This window comes from Lachnoanaerobaculum sp. MSX33, from assembly GCF_000512995.1.
Taxonomy (GTDB): Bacteria; Bacillota; Clostridia; order Lachnospirales; family Lachnospiraceae; genus Lachnoanaerobaculum.
The window spans coordinates 1-21483 of sequence record NZ_AZXX01000060.1; the positions used below are offsets into that span (position 1 = coordinate 1).

Genomic DNA, 21483 nt, shown 5'->3' on the forward strand with positions numbered 1-21483 from the left:
CAAAATTTCAAATCATAAATATATAATAGATACCATTATCCAACACATCAACAACAGAACTCCCTGTTCAATTTCATAAAAGAGATTTTTTTGGTTTTAAGGATATACAACATCTGTTCCTTCTCTTGCAAACTGCAACTCTATTGACGCCCCTACCTGATCTTTTAAAAATCCTTCAAATGTAACTGTATCTTCACTAATTGTTCCTACCATATTTATCTTATCAATTTTAACTGTAACAGTAGTATCATCATTAAACCATTTACCTTCTACTCTTATATCCTCCGCTACCATAATTGCCTGCCCATCAGCGCCTAGCTCAATAGTAAATCCTGTTATATCATCACGAGAAAGATTAAGTCCGAATGCTTTTCCTGATATCGCTATATATTTCCCTACCAATGCTTCATCTCTTTTTTCATTAATTGAGCAACCCATACAGAATAATAAACTAATTATTATTATCAAAATCGTACTATATCGTTTCATCTTCCCTCCTTTTGGGAAATTGAACAGTTTATTCCGGTTTATATTGGATTCAAAAACACTTGTCTAACGAATATATTCTCCATTTTTATCAACTTTGAATCCATCCGGAGTCTTTTCGTTTGTATACATTGATCCAAGTGGTCTTGAATTTTCTATATTCTTAAAAAACCATTCACCATTACGCAATTCCCAAGTCCAATTAGGTGTATGGTTATTAAAGAAATACCACTTTCCACCTATATTGTTCCATCCTGTAAACATAACACCGTCTAAAAGATTTAGATAATACCATTTTCCGTCTTGTGGATCCAAATGCCAACCTTTTTTCAGTGTATCTCTGGTAGTTCCTGAGTAATAGTACCATTTGTCATTTTCTAATATCCAGCCTTGCTTAATAGTTGCTCCGATTCCTGACTCACCTTTTCCAATAGCCTTATGGCCAACTCCTCTACCGCTTCCACTACTATGGCTTCTTTCGACTTTACCTATGCTTCCACTTCCACTTGTTCCACCGGGAATTACTACTACACTCGGTGTTGGATTTGTTCCACTGCTTCCACCAGTTGTTCCGCTTCCGCCTGTACTTACACTTCCGCCTGTGCTCCCGCTTCCACCTGTACTTACACTTCCGCCTGTATTTCCGCTTCCACCTGTACTTACACTTCCACCTGTGCTTCCACTTCCGCCTGTATTTCCGCTTCCACCTGTGCTTCCGCTTCCACCTGTGCTTCCGCTTCCACCTGTGCTTCCGCTTCCACCTGTGCTTCCGCTTCCTGTCGGATACTTTCTTGTACATATAATTGTGTATAATGGATAATTTGCACCTACAAGTACCTTAATATCACTTGATGAGTTATATTGATACTGAAATGTAGGATATACCTGATTCAGCTTTACCACATAAACTATTCCGGCATCATATTGTGTAGCGACAAATTCGGTATTAGTTAAAGGTATCCAAGTCATATCCGGGGCCCTGCCAATCTGATCATTGATAAGTGTATTGCCGGATTCATCTTCATATTTAATTACATATGAATATCGATTATCCGTACATAACAGATTATAAGTCACCCTACCTGTATATGTAATCCAATTAACAGTTGCACCAAGCTCATCCCTTGTAGAACTCAAAATTGCATCAGTAAGCAAGTTCTGATCCGCACTGCTTTTAACATAATATGTTATACCGTCTTCAGTAAATGTAGGTAACACCGGAATTGTAAATGTTTCCGTAATTAAACCTATACTACTGCTCATTTGATTACCAATATCTGTTTTTACAATATTACCTAATTCATCTACATACTTAATTTCATAATTAAAAGAGTTACTCATTGCATAAGACTCTTTTTGCATAATGTAAAGTAGTGCCAATATCCAAAACAGAAAAAGTACAGTTTTAATTATTTCTTTTATAATTATCTTTTTTTGATTCATAATACATTCCTTTCTTATTATATTTTTATAATTTACATCAATATTAAAATGTCTACATAATTTTACCTCCTCTTTTCTATTTTTTTATGTAAATACTTCTATTTGTATTATCAATATCATACTTTAAAGCAAAAATATATTATTCAAAGAATACTTTTAATCTAATTTTTCAAATAGTATCCGTTGAATACCAAAGAAACGCACAAAAATACACCTAACATTTGTATGATTTATACTAATATTAGGTGTGTCTAATTTTACTTCAATATTTCATTAATCCTTCCACAGCGTACCAATAGATCAATATATATCTGTAACTCATCTTTAGAATTCACTTCAAGCTTTGTGTATATATTCCTATTATGTTTTCTTACTGTATTTAAACTTATACAAAGTAAGTCCGGTAGTTCGGCAATCTCATATCCATTTACATAATATTCTAAAATATTTCTTTCTGATGCAGTCAATTCCTTTGAATTTTTTATAAAGCGATCAAACATCTCTTCTATTTCTGATGGGACTGCACCCATACTCTTGTATTTTTCTTCCTTGCTCTTTAGAAACTCCGCAAGAATATCTATCTCAGCAATTCCTGTACGGGAATTATTTTTATAAAAATCATCTGCCTTCAGATTCTCTATCCCTTTCTCAATCGGCTTTACAAATTGTCTGGATATTATAAATGATATTATAAACATGACAAAACTAAATACCATTAGTATTGTTATCATCATTATTTTTTCATATCTTTCTTGAGCATCAAAACTACCATAGGAAACAAGTACGGCAATCGCCCATTTTCTGCCTTGTTGATCAAAAGCCCCTTCTATTGTCTGCTGTACTCCAATATATTTCCCTTGAGAATTAAAGTAAACATTATATATTTTACCGATATCAATGAAAAGATCATCATTTTCATTAATATAGCTATTACCCTGAGAACCACTAAGTCCTTCACTAAGCAATAACTTACCCTGATCTACAGGTGCGATTATGGTCACCATATCACCATATTTACTTTCGAATTTGGGATAATTTAAACGAAATAAAAGACCACTGATTTCAAGACCACATATTCCATATCTTCTGCCCTCGCTTCCAATAACCGGTACACTTAAAAATATACTGTTTTCCCATGTATCCTTCAAATGTTGTCTGTTAATCCATAAATACTCCTCTGTTGCAACCTTGTTACCTCCTGTAGATACCTGATTATTAAACCAGTACATATCCTCAGTATTAAATTCCATATTCCAACGATTATGTATCTGGATTTTATTCTGCATAGCTACATTTGGATTCCCGCGAAAGAGAAACACATCATCTTCCAAAACATTTCCACTTACGTTAGCCAACCTCAAATAAACTCCACTACGCGAGTATTCCGCATTTGGTGCTGAAGTATTTACTGTAGTATCAAATACTGCATAAACACCACTTGCACGAGTAACATGTAATTTGCCTTCTAACAGCATATACATATTTTCCTGCATTTTTCGAAGTTTGTCTCCATCATTTTCCAATTCTTTTATATCATAGGGATATGACAGCACTTCTCTCTCTAAATATATTGTAAGCCTTTTTGATAGATCTATACCATTTGTTGTAAACAAATCCATTCTATCTTTAATATCTTTTTTTTTGATTTTGAAGATGGACCTGCAGGTTTTGCTCAATTTGTCTTCCACTTTCTGAAAACACACCTGAAGCCACCAGCATAACCAATAATATTCCCGTTCCTGCCAAAACCAGGCAACAGAGATATATCATAAGTTTGCTACGCATTGATCTACTTTGATGATTGATTCCCTTTAGAATCTCGCAAAAAGATAACTTATTTCTTAGAGTTGCAGACCTGTTTTTTTCTTTATTCTGTTCCATTTTTTGTCTCCAAACTATTGCATCGCATTCATAATATTTTGATATGCCTCTTCAATATAAGCCTCTTTATCCGGGTGTTCATTATTTTGCAAAGCTTCTTTATATTCCTCTTTTGCCCTTGAGAGCTCAAGCCTTACATTTTTTTCAAAGTACATTTCCATGTCAAGATAATTAGACAGCTGCGGTGCTACATAGAAAGTATATTCTTCTTTAGTTTTTGAGATAGCCTCATATAAACTTCTATACTTAGTGCTCTCAAGCTTTCCTGCCACCTTGGAAAGCTGTGCAAATGCCTTTTCTGTCACAGGCATGTATCCTGCTTTTACCACAAATTCAATATTATTGTCAGGTTCTGTAAGCCATTTTAAGAACAATGCTGCCGCCTTTTCGCGCTCCGGAGTAGACTTAACTGTACAAAAGCCGGCTCTCCTTTGCATAACCATCTTTTTCCCACCTTCAAAAACAGGTACCGGATATGATACAACCTCTATAGGTTCTGAAATATTATTCTCATATGTTACAATGTCCTCATAATACAGTACGCTTGCGGATGATGCTACACTCACTATTGCTTTTCCGGTTCTTAGCGGTTCTGTAGCATAACCGTCACGTAGCCATACTCCACCGGAAATAGCCGCATCAGCATAAGGTTCCCAAATTTTTCTAAATTTATCTCCAAATGCCAACTTGCCACCTTTTAATACATCTGTAAAAAAGTATTCACCAAGCGACTCACACCCCACCTGAAAATAATTAAAATGATAGTCATGTACAAAGAAATTCTCTCCATCATTTGGAATATCCGGAGTCTTATCATCTGTCCATTTTTCATAGACTTTTGCCATTTCAAACAGACCTTCCCATGTAACAAGATCCTCCTCCTTTGCCCCGGTTTCTTTTGCAAAGCGTTCAAACAATGTCCTGTTTACAAAAAGAATCTCTGTTGATTTCGCTACAGGGAATACCATCAACTTATCATCAATTATTCCTTCCTGTACAAATGCAGGAATAAGTTCATTCAGCTCATCTTCCGTAAAATATTTCTTATAATCAACCAAAATATCTTTATCCTGTAAACTGAGTACAGTTTTTGGATATGAGACAAACATATCCGGAAGCTCTGCCGCCCCGGGCTCATTTTTTGCAGCTGCAATAACAGCTTCATGTATTGTGTTCGTATTTGTTACGCTTGTAACATTTATTCTAATACCCTCTTCTTTTCCTACGGTCTCATTAAATTTATCTATAGTTTGATTTAAAGGAGAATCCGTCTGACCACCGTATACATGCCAAAGTGTAAGAACGACTTGCTCCTTCTCTTTCCCTAATCTCCATGTACATCCTGCCAGAATCACAACAAATATTATTACGAATAAATGTAAAGTCTTTTTTCTATTCATTTTGTCCTCTCTCTAAACCAACTGTTACGTAAATTGTATAACTAAATATCATAATTTATATTTATCAATCAACGTTAATTTGTAGCTTTTTGTATAAATTTATTATTATGATATGTAAATTTTGATTTTTTATACATTAAATTATCTATTATTATTTTACATTGCCTTCATACTTATGTCCAGTATGATTTTATTCAGTTTTAAAAATATATGTTTTAAAAAAATAGTTGCTAAAGACTTGTATATAAGATTATTCATATTTCTTTTCCGTTTTTAAATTCAACAAAAAAGCTCTCTTTAGAACTGTAATTCACCTCTGATTTGCTCATATTTTAGCATAAATTTCTTTGTGTATTCCATCAATTCATTAACAACTTCTTTTGGAGAAACTATTTCCACATCATTTCCAAGGCTGAAGATCCATCCGAAAAACTGCGGACTGACATTTATATCCACTATCATCTCACTATTGTTTTCATCTATTTTTCTAAAAATAGTATCTTTCCCGAATCTGTCTATAAACACTCCACACATATGATTTGCAAATTTTATACATACCTTAGTCTTTTCACCATGATACATACCGAAAGTTGCATTTGAATATTTCGCCATATCAAAGTTTTTAAACTCTTCCTTTCCGGCTCTCTCTTCATTTCCTACCTCGATATACATCATCTTATCTACACGGTAATGTTTTATCTTATTATCCCAATCGTCAAAGGCAATCATATAGTAATTTTCATCATCCCAAAGCAGTGCCCATGGACTCACAACGAAATAGATTCCGCCATGTCTTTCCACAAGTTTCTTATCAATATCCCATTTATAGTATTTGAACTTGATCTTCCTATTTTGATTTATTGCAGTATGTATATCATCCACATTATAATATACACTTTCATTCATGGTTTTTACACGATCATTTATAACTATCTGTCTTTGCAATTGCTTTGCCTGATGCTCGCTCACAAAATTTTTCACCTTTGAAATCAAAGACTTTGACTTTTTTTGAGTAATAAACTTTGCGGATTGCACGGCATCAATTAGAAGCTTTACCTCTGCCAGTTCAAACTCTCTTCCGGCAATATGATAAAAGGTTTCCCTGCCCTTCTGCTCCTTTATAATATCTATGCCGAATCTTTCCATATCTTTAAAATCTTCGTAGATACTCTTTCTCTCGGCACTTACTTCGTACTTTTCAAGCTCCTCAAGTATCTGAGGCATAGTGAGACTATGCTCATCATCAGTCTTTTCTGTCATAATCTTCATAAGATATGTAAATTTAAATTTTTGATTGCTCCCCCTTGGCATAATTCACCTCTTTTTTATCAATATTTTTTGATGTAATTGTATCATAATAACATCTTATCTTAAACTCAAATATATCCTCCTTGTAGTGTTTATATTAAGACTTTTATTAAAAAAAATTATTTATGAATAGTAAATATTATAATATCCAATTCGTAGTCATAGTATAATAATTATTCGTATTTATAGCTATTTTATTGTGCATTATTTCTTATTCATGTGATACCATTTATTTTTTTACTAAAAGAGTATTCGAAGGGTAATATACTTTTAATTTCATAAAGCGTAGTATGAATTCAAAGAAAAAAACTTGATTGGCAAAAAGCGTATAAAAGAAAGGAGAGTAAAATGAAAAAATTTTTATCAATGCTTATTACAATCATACTATCTATGGCTTTGGTTGCCTGTGTAGGTTCTTCCGGCAAGAGAGACACCAAGCTGGCCGGAAAATATATAGGAGTAAGTGAAACATCTTTTGGAATGACTCTTACCGGGAACGATGTATCCGGATTCACACTCGAGTTAAAAAAAGACGGTAAAGCCTCTATTTCTTTAGAGGGTGAAAATGCAACAGGAAAATGGGTTAGCAATGACAGTACAATTACTATAACCATAGATAATGAAGAAATAGTTGGAGAAATTGGCGAAGATACTATTATCTTTGAGAATTTTCTAGATGAATATTTGGGAGTTGAGCTTGATATAACATTTGCAAAAGAAGGTACAGACGCAGCAAACCCTGAGAACTATGTTTCTGAAGAAGATAAAGCTCTTACAGGTGACTGGGTTGGTGTTTCAGTGGCCGATGTATTGGGTGGCGATGCTTCAAAAGATGTAACACCTGATATTTTCACAGCAACTTTAAATGCAGATCATACAGCAGTCATAAGTTTTGCTGACGAAGAAATCGCAACCCCTACATGGTCTTTCTTCATAGATTCAGTATTGTTTGAAGGCGAAGTTGCAGACGGCGCCAATCTTTATGGCGAATATAAGGATGATGTATTTGTAATTACTTACAGCAATGATGAAGAATATTATGAATTTACAATGGAAAAATCCGGTGAGACTACAACAAAACACTAATGATGAGAAACGTTACAAACGAACTTATGATACAACAACTCCCGACGATGCAAATATGTCACCGACAAATGTGATTTCTATTCTTGCTGTAGAAAGAAAAGTTTCTGATATCTCAGACTTTGCCGCAAACTAATATAACTCAATCAAACAACCTCTTTAAATAAAGTGGGGAGAATATTGCAAAGATATCTCCCCATTTTCATTTCCTCTGATTAAATTATTTATCTTCTATTTTGTCTTTATTCCACTCAGAATCTCTCCTATAGGAGCAGTTATAGACAGCTCGGCATTTGGAACTTTTCCGGTCTCCGACTTATTTATTACAACAAGATGCTTACCGTGAAAATAGTCAATAAAACCTGCAGCAGGATATACTACCAAGGATGTTCCACCTATTATAAGAGTGTCTGCCGATGCTATAGCTCTTATTGCAGCGTTTATTACATTTCCGTCAAGTCCCTCTTCATACAAAACAACATCAGGTTTTATCATACCGCCACATTCACAATACGGTATTCCTTTTTGGTTTTTAACATAATTTGCGTCATAGGATTTTTGACACTTCATACAGTAATTTCTATGTATACTTCCGTGAAGCTCATAGACTGTTTTACTTCCGGCTTTTTGATGAAGTCCGTCAATATTCTGTGTCACTACAGCCTTAAGCTTTCCCGAGCTTTCAAGCTCCGAAAGTTTATTATGTGCTGCATTAGGCTTTGCATCAAGGCACATCATTTTATCCTTATAAAACTCATAAAAAACTTCAGGATATTTCATAAAGAAGCTGTGGCTTACCACCTGCTCCGGTGAATACTTATACTTTTGATGGTAGAGTCCGTCCGCACTTCGAAAGTCCGGAATACCGCTTTCGGTAGAAACACCGGCACCACCGAAAAATACTATATTGTTACTGTCATCAATTATCTTTTGAAGCTTTGTCTTCTCATTTTCATACATATAAACACCAGCTTTCACTTACAAATACTTGTACTTAATATTAATGTCCATTATGTTTTTTTCTTTTCTTATACTGTTTTAACAAAAATTTCTTAAGCACATCCGCCTCTTTTTCTTCTCGCCTTCTTACCTTACTTTCCTTCTTATTCTGTTCATGTTGCGATTTTAATGCAAGCTGTGACTTTGTTCCTATACCGGATACTTGCATCTGCTTTCTTACATCACGTTGAGCTTTCTTCGGATTTGTTTTGCCTTTTTTTATCTTTGCTTTTATAATCAAGATTAAACTTGACTGTTCGCTATTATTCTCTCATATAATAAATAGTTATTCAATAAAAATCAAACTTTTATATACAACAAAAACGATAATGACACGCATTTATCACAAGTCATTACCGCCAAAAATGTTCCCTGCGGGAATCGAACCCACAATTACAGCTTAGGAGGCTATCGTTATATCCATTTAACTAAGAGAACCGATATATAATTATAACAAAAAAAGTATACAACAAATACATACTTCTTTCAAGCTGATTTTAAACCCTACCATTTCATCTGTTTTTTGTATCTTATAAATTCAAAACTATAATTATATTCTTATAATATTTTGTTTTGTCTTATTTGTTACAGATTCCGATATTTTATAAGTGTATACTCTTTTATAGATATTGATGTAAGTTCATCTTTATCTATAAAACCGACAGTGAATTTGTTTATGATAATTCACTCACTTTAAGGAGGTATGCTATGATTACAGCTAAAATGTCACTTGCCGATATTGTTAAACAATATCCTCAAACAATTCCTTATCTTAACAACTTACACCTTGACTACTGCTGTGGTGGTCATATGCCACTTGATGAGTCTTTCACAGACGGGAGTATTGACATTACTTCACTTATAAATGAACTTAACAATATAGCTTCGCAGCCTGTTCCACAAAATAAAGAAAGAGTGGAATCCATAGAAGATTTTGAAAAACTAAGCGTTAATGAGATGCTTGATAATCTTGAGGCAACTCATCATGTTACAGAGCGTGAGATGATGGAACAAATCGAAAAGCTTTTAAACAAGATTTTGATAGTACATTATCAGCATCATGGTGCGGAACTTGCAAAGATTCACAACTTATTTGCAAGAATGAAAGCAGAACTTGAAGAGCATTTTGCAAAAGAAGAGAGGCTTATATTCCCGTTGATGCGTTCAAATCATCACCCTGACAAAGAGACTCTTGAATTGATAAGTGAACTTGAAGGTGAACATGTAGATGTAGGCGACATGATTAAGGAAATGCAACAGCTTACAAATAACTTTCAAGTACCGGCTGATACTTGTGTCACATATGCCAATACATTTAAACTTATTAAGGATTTCGTTGAGGATATTTTTGTTCATGTTTTCAAGGAAAACAGTATTACATTCCCTGAATATGCAGAACAATAATAATTAACAAAAGGTCTTAGATTTACAGTTATACATCTGTGAGTCTAAGACCTTTTTACTTTATATTTTATTATGAACGCCACGCTCAAAGAATGAATTTGTCTCTCTTACCACCACTCCGTTTAATGCTATCAAAGCTATCAGATTCGGTATTGCCATAAGTCCGTTACAAATATCCGCAATAGTCCATACCGCTTTAACCGTCATATAAGGACCTATAAAGATACATGCAATATAAACCCATCTGTAAACCGTTATAGCCTTCGGCTTATTTCCTATTATGTACTCAAGGCATTTTTCAGAATAATAATCCCAGCCGAGAATTGTTGTAAAAGCAAAGAACACCAGACATACCATCAATATAAATGCAGCCACACTGTCCGGGAAAGGCAATCCCATCTGAAAGGCCTTTGTTGTAACAGCTACACCTTCAAGCCCCATATCCCATGCACCTGTGATTACTATTGAAAGTCCTGTCATTGTACAGATAATAATAGTGTCTATAAAAGTTCCAAGCATTGAAATAAGCCCCTGTCTTACTTCTTCCTTAGACTGAGCCGCAGCAGCCGCTATCGGTGCACTTCCAAGTCCTGCCTCATTTGAAAATATTCCTCTGGCAATTCCCTTTTGCATGGCTACTATCATAGCACCAAACATACCACCGCCAAAAGCTCTTAGTCCAAATGCACCTTGTACTATCTCAATAAGTGCAGCCGGTATCTTTCTCAGATTAAGTATAAGAATAATCATAACCACAGCGACATAAATAATTGCCATAAAGGGTACTATAATCTGCGCCACATTTGAAATTCTCTTTAATCCTCCTATTAAAACCGATGCCACAAAAACGGTCAGTATAATTCCTGATATAATAATAGTAAGAGAATAATCTCTTCCAAACAAATTTACATAATGAACGCTCTCTTTATCAAAGAAGTTTCCTATTGCACTTGTAATACCGTTTATCTGTGTAAAAGTTCCTATTCCAAAGAGACCTACCATTATACCGAATATTGCAAATATTTTTGCCAGCCATCCAAACTGCTTGCCCATTCCGTTTTCAATATAATAAAAAGGTCCTCCGATAACATGTCCGTCTTTTTCAACGACTCTGTACTTTACGGCCAGAAGACATTCCGCATACTTTGTTGCGGTTCCTACTATGGCTGCCATCCACATCCAAAACAGTGCTCCGGGTCCTCCGGAAACTATGGCCGTAGCCACTCCTACAATATTTCCTGTTCCGATTGTGGCCGAGAGGGCTGTGCAAAGTGCTGCAAAGCTTGATACCTCTCCGCTTCCGTCTTCCTCATCCGATGAAAACATATACTTGATTGCGAGAGGTAACCTCTTTATCTGAAGTCCCCTTAGTCTTACAGTCAAAAATAATCCCGTTGCCAAAATCAAAATAATCAGTGGTAATCCCCAAACAAAGTCATCCACCGTGCTCAAATTTTTTGTTATCGTACTCAACATATGCTACCTCTCTTCGTGTATACTTTAGTATGTTATCACATTACACTGTTATATGTCACCTGTTTTTTATGTAAAAAAATAAGGACTATATTTTTTAATATTTTTTTCATTGACTAAAACATATTTATCAGTATAAAATCTTGTTTATAGAAAATTTTAAATAATGAGATGTATTTACATCTCCAATACGGAATGGAATTATATATGAAATTGATTAAAAAAATATGTGCAACTTTTATGGTTCTCTCAACACTGCTGGCAAGTACAACTATAAACTCTCATGCAGCCCTACCTGTAGAGAAACTGACGATTTCAAAATCTGCAAGTCATATTGTGCTTATTGTCGGACATAAAAGCAATAAAAATAAGGTTACGGTAAACGACTATACAAAGTCGGCTGACGGCACATGGAAAAAGAACTGGTATGTAAACGGTATTGCAGGTACAAACGGCATTTCTTTTCAAAAAGCTGAAGGTGACAGAAAAACACCTGAAGGAGTATTCAGTGCTATGTTCGCCTTCGGACTTCAGGATAATCCGGGAAGCATCTTGGAATATCGTAAAATCGGTGACGACGATTACTGGGTAGATGATTCAAACAGTGCATACTACAATAAATGGGTAAATGCATCAAATGTAAAAAAAGACTGGAATTCAGCTGAAGATTTAAAAGCGGCTCATCCTTTCTATAACTATGCATTGGCACTTAACTATAATACAGAGGCCATACCGGGTAAGGGATCAGCAATCTTTATTCATTGTACAAAAACCGACAACGATACTTCATCAGCCGGTTGTATAAGAATTCCTGAGGAGTACATGAAAAAACTCGTAAACAGCGTAGATGCCGATACAAAGATTGTTATAATTGAAAATGTAGATAAGCTTACAAGCTATTAATAAAAAACGTACCGATTCGGTACGTTTTTTATTTAAAACATTATTCTCAATAATCTGAGAATATGCTTTTTATCATTTCCTCCGCTTCATTATCAGACAGATCATAATTTTCCTGAACAACCTTTATATTCTCATAAATTTCTGCCAGCTCCTCCGGATCTCTGCTCTCAAAGTCCTTTGAGTCTGCAATATTATGTTCATATAAGATCTCATCTATCTCCTGCCTTGCAATTATATTAAAATCATCCTTCACAAGCTGACCGTTTTCATCCCTGAGAAATCCGCTTCCTACAGGTGAGTTCAAAAAAGGAATAATATCCGTATCAATATTGGCAACAGCATTTAAAGTATATACTCCGGCATTTTCAGCATTTGACATATACTCTTCATCCTCATCTCCTGCAGTGAATCTCCATCCGCTGTCTTCTTTGCGGTCGGCATGCTCTCTGTACATATATCCGACCTTTCTGCCTTCTACCATTATTCTGTCGGAAGCTATACAACCCTCAGGACCGTCTGTGTGAAAAAGATCTTTTAAATCTTCAGGTTTTATACAACATTTTTTATTCATTATAAATTACTCCCCCTATTAATTTTCTAAAATTTCTTCTATTATTTCGCTTATCTCAATTGTTTTAAAAGGCCATAGTTCCGACTTATTTGTAATATCATCATAAAAATGCTCAAGTGAGTCGGCAGGTGAGAGTACTCCCAGACTGTATGGTTTTAATTTTACCTTGCCTATTTTCTTTAAATATGGCAGTAATACACCCAAATCTTTATGATTAAACCAGCAGTCTGTTTCAAGTACAAACTCGGTATTCATTTTCTTATACGCAATACTGCTGTTTAAAAAATCATCTATGGTAGGCTCAAAATCCTGTAATGTTCTTGCACAGGCTATATGATAGTCTATCTTTCTCGGTCTAACTTCCAAATCCGAGACAAAACAGATACCATATTTATTCTCAAACTTTATCGAGATAACATCTCCAAGTTCAAAATACGGTTCTCTACTTTTAACGGACTTAGGCTTTTTAATCGGTCTTGGATTCTCACTTTGAATTTGAAGAGCTAATTTATTTAAAGCTTTCTGTCTTGCTTTTACCGCCCTTTCGTCTATCTCGTTCCATAGTTTGCTTGCACCTTTTGATATAATTTCCATAGCTTTATTTTTTATATCTTCATCCAAATGTCCTATCTTCCAAAGCGCATAGGCAAGAGATGTCCAGTATATCTCTGTATACAATTCATCTATGCAAAAATTTGCTTCCTCATCAAGCCATTCTCTTTTAATAAGCTCAACATCTGTTCCATCCTTATATCGCTCCACGATATCATTATAAATATCATAAGCATCATCACTGTCTATAATTTTAACTCCGTCTATCGCCATAAGACTCCTTATCTTGATAATAATTTTGTAAACAGCTTCTTTAAATTAGTTATATTGCCGTTTCTAAAGTCCTCATCTGTGACTATCATATTTATCTTCTCAATTATTTGTTTATTCAGCTTGGATTCAATTACTTTGTTAAGCCAGTCAACATCATCAATTGACTTAATTCCAAGGTAAATTTGCTCATATATGTAGACACATACTTCTCCTATTCCAAGGACTATAGCACCTGCAACAGCTGCATTTATTACAGAAGCCGCCAAATTAATTGCAGGAATTGCCTTTAGTGCATTTATAGCCGCCTTTGCAGCCACAACTACAGTTCCCGCTTCCACCAGAGAAGCTATGAATCTTTTAGAATTCTTGTCGATCTTAATACCATATATCTTTGCTATAGCATTTATTTCACCGCTTTCCAAAGGTGTTAACAAGACCGCATCTGAAAGAGGAATAGGAATTGCCGCTATTGCCACGGCACTCAAAGTAAAAGTAGCAATTGCAGTTTGTGCAAATGATCTTTTTCTGTTTAGTTTAAATGCTTCAATGTCTTTTTTTGCTGCTTGCATACCTTCAGGTATCAAATCATAGGTCATATCTATAAGCTCAGTTATACCTTCCTGTGCCACAAACTGTTCTTCATCTATTTCATATATCAAAGCAACTACAGGAATAATGCCCTTCAAGTTTTTTGAACTTTTCAGCTTTCCAAAAACCTCTTCCACCATATGTATATTTTTCTCACGCTCCGGCTTTGAATATGATTTTGTAATTACAACGATAATCGGAACCGAAGGATACATTGATGTTGCTTTTGAAAGACTTTTTATTGCCTCCGGAAATAATTTACTCGATGTACCTTCAACGCAAAACCATATAACATTTATATCAGAATTCTCTCTTCCCTCTTTAACAGCCGTTTTAGACCATTTCTTTACTGCATTGACAGCCCTCATTCTTTAAAAAAACGAAGGCTCAAATCCTACAGTATCTATAATGCGAAAATCCAATACATCGCTTTCATACACTTTCAGTTCCTTTGTTGTTCCCTTATCACCAAAATCCGTTTCAGCTATTTCTTCACCTAAAACAGCATTGATTAAAGTAGATTTGCCAACACCGGAATCACCTATAACCAGTATGTTACCTTTATCCATACTTTTCTCCATTTATTATTTCTTATTCTACTCAGCAACCACTTATTCTCTTATTCCATTATAAAAGCAATTGATATATAGTCAATGTATTGATATTTAAACTGTAAAAAACCGGAGAAGTATTCATTCTCCGGCTAATATTAATCTATCAATATTTAATTATACTTTTATCTAAAACAATTCACTCAGTATAGTTTCAGGTATGCACATCATAACCGTACGCTCTGGATCCACTACCTGACAAAACCTTAAATCACCAACTGCACTGATTAACATACCGGCATCATTGAATGAAAGTCCAAGCTTCTTTTGCATTACCTCATTTGCAATTCTTACTGCATGAAATACAGCTTTTTCAATCTCTTCATGAGAATAGATTACACCACAGATATCATCGTTTTCAAGCATCGGTGTCTCAATACTAACACCCTTTATTACAGAGAGTCTCACTGTAACATCAGCTGAAATTTCCACACCGCTGACCATTATTTCTCCGTCTCCCATGGCTGCATGTACATCTCCTAAAGAAAATATTGCTCCGACATGAAATACAGGGAAATAAAGAGTTGCTCCTTTTGCAATTCTCTTATTATCCATATTTCCACCATGATTTCCCGGTGTACCGCAATTTATAGCTCCGCTCTTTGGTGCTACACCAATTACTCCAATCATAGGATTTACATCAAATACAATATTTTCATTAAAGTAAACCTTATTGTCTTCCACTTTCAAACGCTTTACAGACTCTTCTTTTACCAAAGAGCCAAGTACTCCATTATCAGGGAGTGCGCACATTACACCTTGGTTTTCAAGTTTAATGTCAAGTATTTCAACCTTCAGCACATCACCTGCAAGAGCATTTTTTACATAAACAGGTCCTGTAGCCGGATTGATACAATCCCAGTTCAGGCTACCGATAGATGAACCCTCTTCACTTAACTGATTATCAAAGCAATCATGTGTACGAAAGATTAGAGTTTCACCGTCCTCAACTTCCGCTACACATTTATTTTTTCCATCAAATGCAAAAACCATTTTGTTTTCTATTATTTTCATATCTTCACAATCCCATATTCTTTTTTACTACAGGATTTTCTCCTTTCTGCTAAATATTCAGTATAATATCTAATTTCTAAGAATACCTTTAAGCTCTCTTATAAGACTGTCTACAATTACTAAAGCATTGTCATAGTTTCTTTTTATGATTTCCCATTCCCTTTCAAGCTCTTCATTATTAAAGAAGCTTCTTTCTTCCCTTGAATGTACAGGCTCTAAGCAGGCCTGCGTCTTGTATCTTTCCACAAGAGCTTCCGGATATTCACCATATTTATTCTTATACTTTTTTCGTAATAGTATAAAATCTTTATTATCATATAATATTTCAATAAAAAAATTCCCATACTCATAATCCGGAAGAAGCTTAGAAAAAATCATTCGTATAATATCAGAAGACAAATCATCCGCATGTGTAAAAAATGAGACCTCAGAAAAGTCTCTATTATGAATATAATTATTCCGTATATACAGACAATATGAAAAATGGTACTCTATAGCAACCGGATTCTCCATAAGGTATTCTTTATCTTCTGCAGACATATCCTTTAGACAATCCTCTGCCACCTCATTTATAAACTCTATTTTATTTTTACAACTAACTTTTTTCCTCATATAAAGCTCTTATATATTTAATACAATCCAACAAAATCCTTCCAAAAGTCAAGACCTTTCTCTGTAACTATACTGCTCATCAAATCAATAAAATCTTTTTCGATATTCTTCCAAAGGCTATATTGACCTGTTCCCATAGCTTTGACCAGCTCTTCAAAGTCTGAAGCTATTTGTATTTTATTATCATAGCTCATATCACTTGTAAATGCATATATCTTTCCTGTTTTACATTCAAGCAGAACAGTATATGGATCTCCATTTGCAATAATAATAAGACCTTCTTTTTGTAAGATATGATAATCACCGTATTCGAGATTTCTATTTATTAACCAATCAAGTCCCGTCTCATCATTATTGCCAAATTGATAACTTAAAAAACCGACATTACCCCAGTTATATTTTAAAATATAATCCGAGAATACCTGATCTAAAGATTCTATTTTCAGCAGTTGTTTTACTTTATTAATACTTGAATATGGAATCATCTCTTCTCTGAGAATCATTCCGTCAGTTATCTCTTCATCAAGTCCCTTGGTTTCATCAAGAATCGAAGATATTATCTCATCAATTGTTAATAGTTTCATATATGCACCATTTATATCCTGTTTAGACTATAAACTCAATATATTTTCTCCTCAAATAATTCAAATATTTATACAGCTCTTTTTCCACTAAATTTACACTATTTTTTCACTATTTTACATTAGTGGTTTGTAATGCTCTCGCTTCCCTACGGTCCAGCATAACAACCGCCTCCGCAGTTCGCCGTTTCCGTTCTGTCTGCGTGCTTCGCACTTGACAATCACAGACGGCTATTGCATGGGTGGTTTGTAATGCTCTCGCTTCCCTACGGTCGCGACAGCATAACAACCGCCTCACAATTAACTGTGTTTGGGAACATGTCTACTCCGACACATTTTTCCATTCTGTATCCTGCGGCTTCCATTATTTTAAGATCTCGTACAAAAGATGTAGGTTTGCAGGATATGTACACGATTTTCTTTGCACCGAATTCCAGTATCTTTGGAAGTGCTTTTGGATGTATTCCGTCTCTTGGAGGATCAAGTATTATAATATCCGGATTAAAACCTAATGTATCCACAACTTTTAATACATCTCCTGCTATAAATTCACAGTTATCAAGACCGTTTTTCTTTGCATTTTCTATGGCGGCTTCTACAGCCTCCTCTACAATTTCCACACCATAAACCTTTTCCGACTCGGGTGCAAGAAGCTGTGCAATAGTTCCTGTACCGGAATACAGATCGAATACAGATTTCCCTGCCGTATCTCCAAGATACTTTCCGGCAACATTGTATAAAACCTCTGCTCCCTTGGAATTGGTCTGGAAAAATGAAAACGGTGTTATCTTAAAATCCAGACCGTTTAATCTCTCTGTAATGTAGTCCTTACCATGTAATAGAGTTGTACCTTGATTGAGTACCGCATCGGCATATGAATCATTCTTTGTATGCAAAATTCCTCCGATGCTTCCGTTTAAAATCCCCTTATCAGTCTCTGACTTTATATAATCTGCCCATTCTTTTATAAGTTTTGCTTCTTCAACACCAAGTACTGAAGGATTTGGCAATGTATTAGGATCCTCTACAAAACCGAAACTGCTTGTAGTTACCAAAGAAACTAAAATCTCTCCAGTGTACTCACTTCTTCTGATAAGTAAATGTCTTAAAAAACCTGTATGACTGTTTTTATGAAAGTATGATACTTTTCTCTCCTTAAAGAAGTTTAAAGTAAGCTCAAGTATCTTGGTAAAATCACTGTCAACTATCTTACATTCAAACACATTAACTATATCATAGTGACTGCCCCTCTTATGCATACCAAGTGCCAAATCACCGTCTTTTCTTTCATCACCGAATGAAAACTCCATCTTATTTCTGTATGCCAGATACTTTGGTGAAGGTATAACTCCCTCCCACTCAAAATCCTTATCTGTTGCACCTTCCATAAGCGCTTTTAACTGGTCGTTTTTTAATTTAAGCTGATTATCATAGCTTATGGTTTGATAAGTACAGCCTCCACATACCTCATAATGTATGCATGGACTTTCATTATCCTCTAATTTTGATTTCTCAATTATGTTTAAAGTTCTTCCCTCGAGCTTTCCTTTTCTCTTTTTTGTAATTGCAAACTCTACGGTTTGACCTAAAATGCCTTTCTTTATAAGTACCTTTTCACCTTCATAATTTACATATGAACTGTCCGGAAACTGACTTTCTGTAATCGTACCCTTAAAAATATCGCCTTTTTTCATTATCACCTCATAAAAGATAAGGCGACCTCAAGGGCCGCCATCATATCATGTTATTTCTTATTCTTCTGTTTCATCATCAAAGTCATAGTCAAAATCATCATCAAAGTCTTCTTCGAAGTCTTCAAGATAATCAGGTGTGAAGAATTTATATACTGCAAAAGCAATACCTGCTACAGCAGCGATTGCACCGATAATAGCCAAAACCCATATGATGGTATTTTTCTTCTTCTCATCTTCTTCTCTCTTTGCCAAAAGACTGTTAAGTCTTGATGCATTAACTAATTCTTCCATTCTAGAACTTAAATTATTAAATTTATCCATAACCATACCTCTCTTTTAAAGATATATTTTGTGTAAAAAGTCAGGCAAAATGCTTAACTACTCAATTAATTGATTCTATCATATTTTAACCAGCTTGGCAAACCCTGCATACATCTTTTTAATTCCAAATTTCTCAAAATTTACTTTGACTTCAAAATCTCTGTCTCCGTCAACTATTTCAAGAACTTTGCCTGTTCCAAACTTTATATGCTTTACAGTATCACCTACAGCATAGTCAAGACTCTGCGCTTTTTCAACTTTAAACTGCTTTCCGAAACTAAGAGTCTTCTCAAAATTATTATTGGTTTTGGCTTTACTCTCCCAAGGCAATGCTTCGCCAAAACTGGCGCTTCTTTCTGTATACCTTTTTTCGGTATCAAGAACATGTTTATTTAAAAGTTCCCTCGGGATTTCACTTACAAATCTTGACATCAAAGAATACCTTGTTTCTCCGTTAACCATTCTCTGCTTAGCCGAAGTAAGTATAAGATTTTTCTTTGCTCTTGTTATACCTACATAAGCGAGTCTTCTCTCTTCTTCCAAATCCTCTCTTGAATTTGAACTCATAGCACTTGGAAAGAGCCCTTCTTCCATACCTGCAAGATATACAGTATCAAACTCCAAACCCTTAGCACCATGTAAAGTCATAAGTGTTATCCTGTCGGCATTTTCATCCATCCTGTCAATATCTGCAACCAAAGATACATCTTCAAGGAATAGTGAAAGTTCTCCGTCCTCATATTCTCCCGACTTGTTTATAAGTTCCTCGATATTTTCTTTTCTGCTCTCTCCTTCTATCTCACCCTCCTCATAGAGGCTTTCAATATATCCGGTCTCCTTAAGCAGCTCTTCAATCAGATTTGCAATATTTGCCTTTTGTGCTACCTTCTCTCTAAACTCCTCAATCATTGTAATAAAACTTTTGATTTTATCACTTGCCTTACCTACTCCGGCCATTTCGCTTATACTCATGGCATCATATAAACTTATATTATTTTCATTGGCATACTCACTTACCTTTGCAATAGAGGTAGCCCCTATTCCTCTTTTCGGCACATTAATAATTCTAAGCAAAGCAATATCATCATTTCCATTGGCTATAGTCTTTAAATAAGCAAGCACATCCTTTATTTCTTTTCTTTGATAGAAGTTTACACCGCCCACAAGTTGATATGGAATACCAAGAGTTACACAACGCTCCTCCAAAAGTCTCGACTGAGCATTTGTTCTGTAAAGCACAGCAAAGTCTCTGAAATTATCCCTTGCTCTGTCTCTAATATCCTTTATTATATTGTCAGCCTCTTCATTCGCAGTTTGGAATTGGCGAAGTTCTATATTTTCTCCGCTTTCTCCCTCTGTCCAAAGGCTTTTATCTTTTCTTCCTCTGTTATTTTTTATAACCGCATTGGCCGCATTAAGTATATTTCCTGTGGAACGATAGTTTTGTTCAAGCTTTATTACCTTTACATTTTCAAACCTATCCTCAAAACTCAGAATATTCTCAATATTTGCCCCTCTAAACTTATAAATACTCTGGTCATCATCGCCAACTACACATATATTTCCATATTTTTGTGCAAGTAAATAAATAAGCCTAAACTGTGCCGTATTGGTATCCTGATACTCATCCACCATTATATATCTGAATCTGTCCTGATAATAATCAAGTACTTCAGGACATTTTTCAAAAAGCTCCACACTTCTGCATATCAAATCATCAAAATCCAGGGCATTATTCTTTTTTAGAGTACTTTGATAGATTTCATAGAGTCTTGCCACACCCTTTTCGTATGAATCCACAGCCGACTTCATATATTCAGAAGGTGACATCAGCTCATTCTTACAACTTGAAATAATGTTAAGTACTGCCCTTTCCTTGTATACTTTTGTGTTTATATCATTCTCTTTGAAAATCTTTTTCATAAGAGTTTTTTGATCATCACTGTCATATATTGTAAAGCTGTTGTCAAAGCCTATTTTATCTATAAATCTTCGAAGGAATCTTACACAGCTTGAGTGAAATGTCATTACCCAAACAAAATTTCCCTCTTCACCTATAAGCTTACCTATTCTTTCCTTCATTTCCTTGGCGGCTTTATTTGTAAAGGTGATTGCCATAATATTATAGGGATCTACATGTTTTTCCTCTATCAAATATGCAATCCTGTGCATGAGCACACCGGTTTTTCCGGAACCTGCTCCCGCCAAAAGCAGAAGTGGACCTTCTGTAGTAAAAACCGCCTGTTTTTGTTTATCATTTAATTTATCGTATATAGTAGACATAAT

General features: G+C 34.9%; 23 protein-coding genes and 1 tRNA gene. 4 read left to right on the forward strand and 20 right to left on the reverse strand.

What is annotated here, in order from left to right:
* Positions 1–96: 96 nt before the first annotated feature.
* From HMPREF1495_RS05005 to HMPREF1495_RS05025, 6 genes are all read right to left on the reverse strand, one after another.
* On the reverse strand, positions 97–489 hold the full coding sequence (locus HMPREF1495_RS05005) for a hypothetical protein (protein WP_051402808.1): 393 nt from the start codon (positions 487–489) through the stop codon (positions 97–99).
* Between the two features lie 63 nt (positions 490–552).
* Positions 553–1929: a hypothetical protein gene (locus tag HMPREF1495_RS05010; RefSeq protein ID WP_034212588.1), complete on the reverse strand. Its 1377-nt coding sequence runs from the start codon at positions 1927–1929 to the stop codon at positions 553–555.
* A 257-nt stretch (positions 1930–2186) separates the two neighbouring features.
* Entirely contained in the window at positions 2187–3617 is a 1431-nt protein-coding gene (locus HMPREF1495_RS05015) for a helix-turn-helix transcriptional regulator (RefSeq protein ID WP_242832859.1), read from the reverse strand.
* Positions 3556–3810 (reverse strand): hypothetical protein, encoded by a 255-nt coding sequence (locus HMPREF1495_RS14040; RefSeq protein WP_242832860.1) that lies wholly within the window; start codon positions 3808–3810, stop codon positions 3556–3558. The genes HMPREF1495_RS05015 and HMPREF1495_RS14040 overlap by 62 nt, the downstream gene beginning before the upstream one ends.
* A 14-nt stretch (positions 3811–3824) precedes the next feature.
* Entirely contained in the window at positions 3825–5210 is a 1386-nt protein-coding gene (locus tag HMPREF1495_RS05020) for an extracellular solute-binding protein (protein ID WP_034212589.1), read from the reverse strand.
* Positions 5211–5507: 297 nt separating this feature from the next.
* Positions 5508–6521 (reverse strand): helix-turn-helix transcriptional regulator, encoded by a 1014-nt coding sequence (locus HMPREF1495_RS05025; protein ID WP_034212590.1) that lies wholly within the window; start codon positions 6519–6521, stop codon positions 5508–5510.
* A gap of 345 nt (positions 6522–6866) precedes the next feature.
* Here HMPREF1495_RS05025 and HMPREF1495_RS05030 point away from each other — a divergent pair, with 345 nt between their 5' ends.
* Together HMPREF1495_RS05030 and HMPREF1495_RS13760 are read left to right on the forward strand one after the other, a co-directional pair.
* Positions 6867–7604, forward strand: a complete 738-nt coding sequence (locus tag HMPREF1495_RS05030) for a hypothetical protein (RefSeq protein WP_034212592.1) — start codon at positions 6867–6869, stop codon at positions 7602–7604.
* Positions 7582–7737, forward strand: coding sequence for a hypothetical protein (locus HMPREF1495_RS13760; RefSeq protein ID WP_156912980.1), 156 nt, complete (start codon positions 7582–7584; stop codon positions 7735–7737). Before HMPREF1495_RS05030 ends, HMPREF1495_RS13760 begins: the two co-directional genes overlap by 23 nt.
* Before the next feature lie 95 nt (positions 7738–7832).
* Here HMPREF1495_RS13760 and HMPREF1495_RS05035 read toward each other — a convergent pair whose 3' ends face one another.
* The 3 genes from HMPREF1495_RS05035 to HMPREF1495_RS05045 all read right to left on the reverse strand — a co-directional run bounded on the left by HMPREF1495_RS05035 (position 7833) and on the right by HMPREF1495_RS05045 (position 9038).
* Entirely contained in the window at positions 7833–8561 is a 729-nt protein-coding gene (locus HMPREF1495_RS05035; RefSeq protein ID WP_034212594.1) for an NAD-dependent protein deacylase, read from the reverse strand.
* 40 nt (positions 8562–8601) lie between these two features.
* A complete protein-coding gene (locus HMPREF1495_RS05040) occupies positions 8602–8841 on the reverse strand; it encodes a DUF2992 family protein (protein WP_242832861.1) in 240 nt (79 codons plus the stop codon).
* Between the two features lie 125 nt (positions 8842–8966).
* Positions 8967–9038 (reverse strand) — tRNA-Arg (locus tag HMPREF1495_RS05045).
* A 270-nt stretch (positions 9039–9308) separates the two neighbouring features.
* Between HMPREF1495_RS05045 and HMPREF1495_RS05050 the strand changes: the two genes are divergently transcribed.
* A complete protein-coding gene (locus HMPREF1495_RS05050) occupies positions 9309–10004 on the forward strand; it encodes a DUF542 domain-containing protein (protein WP_034212596.1) in 696 nt (231 codons plus the stop codon).
* Between the two features lie 60 nt (positions 10005–10064).
* Here HMPREF1495_RS05050 and HMPREF1495_RS05055 read toward each other — a convergent pair whose 3' ends face one another.
* Complete coding sequence (locus HMPREF1495_RS05055) at positions 10065–11480, reverse strand: alanine/glycine:cation symporter family protein (RefSeq protein WP_034212598.1); 1416 nt, start codon at positions 11478–11480, stop codon at positions 10065–10067.
* Positions 11481–11684: 204 nt separating this feature from the next.
* Between HMPREF1495_RS05055 and HMPREF1495_RS05060 the strand changes: the two genes are divergently transcribed.
* Positions 11685–12380: a L,D-transpeptidase family protein gene (locus HMPREF1495_RS05060; RefSeq protein ID WP_034212600.1), complete on the forward strand. Its 696-nt coding sequence runs from the start codon at positions 11685–11687 to the stop codon at positions 12378–12380.
* A gap of 46 nt (positions 12381–12426) precedes the next feature.
* On the opposite strand, the gene HMPREF1495_RS05065 is transcribed toward HMPREF1495_RS05060, so the two are convergent.
* The 10 genes from HMPREF1495_RS05065 to HMPREF1495_RS05105 all read right to left on the reverse strand — a co-directional run bounded on the left by HMPREF1495_RS05065 (position 12427) and on the right by HMPREF1495_RS05105 (position 21480).
* Positions 12427–12951 carry a DUF2185 domain-containing protein gene (locus tag HMPREF1495_RS05065; RefSeq protein ID WP_034212602.1) on the reverse strand — a complete coding sequence of 175 codons (525 nt, stop codon included), beginning with the start codon at positions 12949–12951 and terminating at the stop codon, positions 12427–12429.
* Between the two features lie 18 nt (positions 12952–12969).
* On the reverse strand, positions 12970–13776 hold the full coding sequence (locus HMPREF1495_RS05070; protein WP_034212604.1) for a hypothetical protein: 807 nt from the start codon (positions 13774–13776) through the stop codon (positions 12970–12972).
* A gap of 8 nt (positions 13777–13784) precedes the next feature.
* Positions 13785–14732, reverse strand: a complete 948-nt coding sequence (locus HMPREF1495_RS05075; RefSeq protein ID WP_242832862.1) for a YcjF family protein — start codon at positions 14730–14732, stop codon at positions 13785–13787.
* A gap of 3 nt (positions 14733–14735) precedes the next feature.
* Positions 14736–14933: a GTPase gene (locus HMPREF1495_RS14045; protein WP_242832863.1), complete on the reverse strand. Its 198-nt coding sequence runs from the start codon at positions 14931–14933 to the stop codon at positions 14736–14738.
* 171 nt (positions 14934–15104) lie between these two features.
* Entirely contained in the window at positions 15105–15989 is an 885-nt protein-coding gene (locus tag HMPREF1495_RS05080; protein ID WP_034212606.1) for an acetamidase/formamidase family protein, read from the reverse strand.
* A gap of 69 nt (positions 15990–16058) precedes the next feature.
* Entirely contained in the window at positions 16059–16601 is a 543-nt protein-coding gene (locus tag HMPREF1495_RS05085; RefSeq protein ID WP_034212608.1) for a hypothetical protein, read from the reverse strand.
* A 17-nt stretch (positions 16602–16618) separates the two neighbouring features.
* Positions 16619–17185, reverse strand: coding sequence for an SMI1/KNR4 family protein (locus HMPREF1495_RS05090; RefSeq protein WP_034212610.1), 567 nt, complete (start codon positions 17183–17185; stop codon positions 16619–16621).
* Between the two features lie 263 nt (positions 17186–17448).
* Positions 17449–18876 (reverse strand): class I SAM-dependent RNA methyltransferase, encoded by a 1428-nt coding sequence (locus HMPREF1495_RS05095; protein WP_034212612.1) that lies wholly within the window; start codon positions 18874–18876, stop codon positions 17449–17451.
* Between the two features lie 57 nt (positions 18877–18933).
* Complete coding sequence (locus HMPREF1495_RS05100; protein WP_007590897.1) at positions 18934–19197, reverse strand: hypothetical protein; 264 nt, start codon at positions 19195–19197, stop codon at positions 18934–18936.
* A gap of 78 nt (positions 19198–19275) precedes the next feature.
* Complete coding sequence (locus tag HMPREF1495_RS05105) at positions 19276–21480, reverse strand: ATP-dependent helicase (RefSeq protein ID WP_034212614.1); 2205 nt, start codon at positions 21478–21480, stop codon at positions 19276–19278.
* Positions 21481–21483 lie beyond the last annotated feature (3 nt).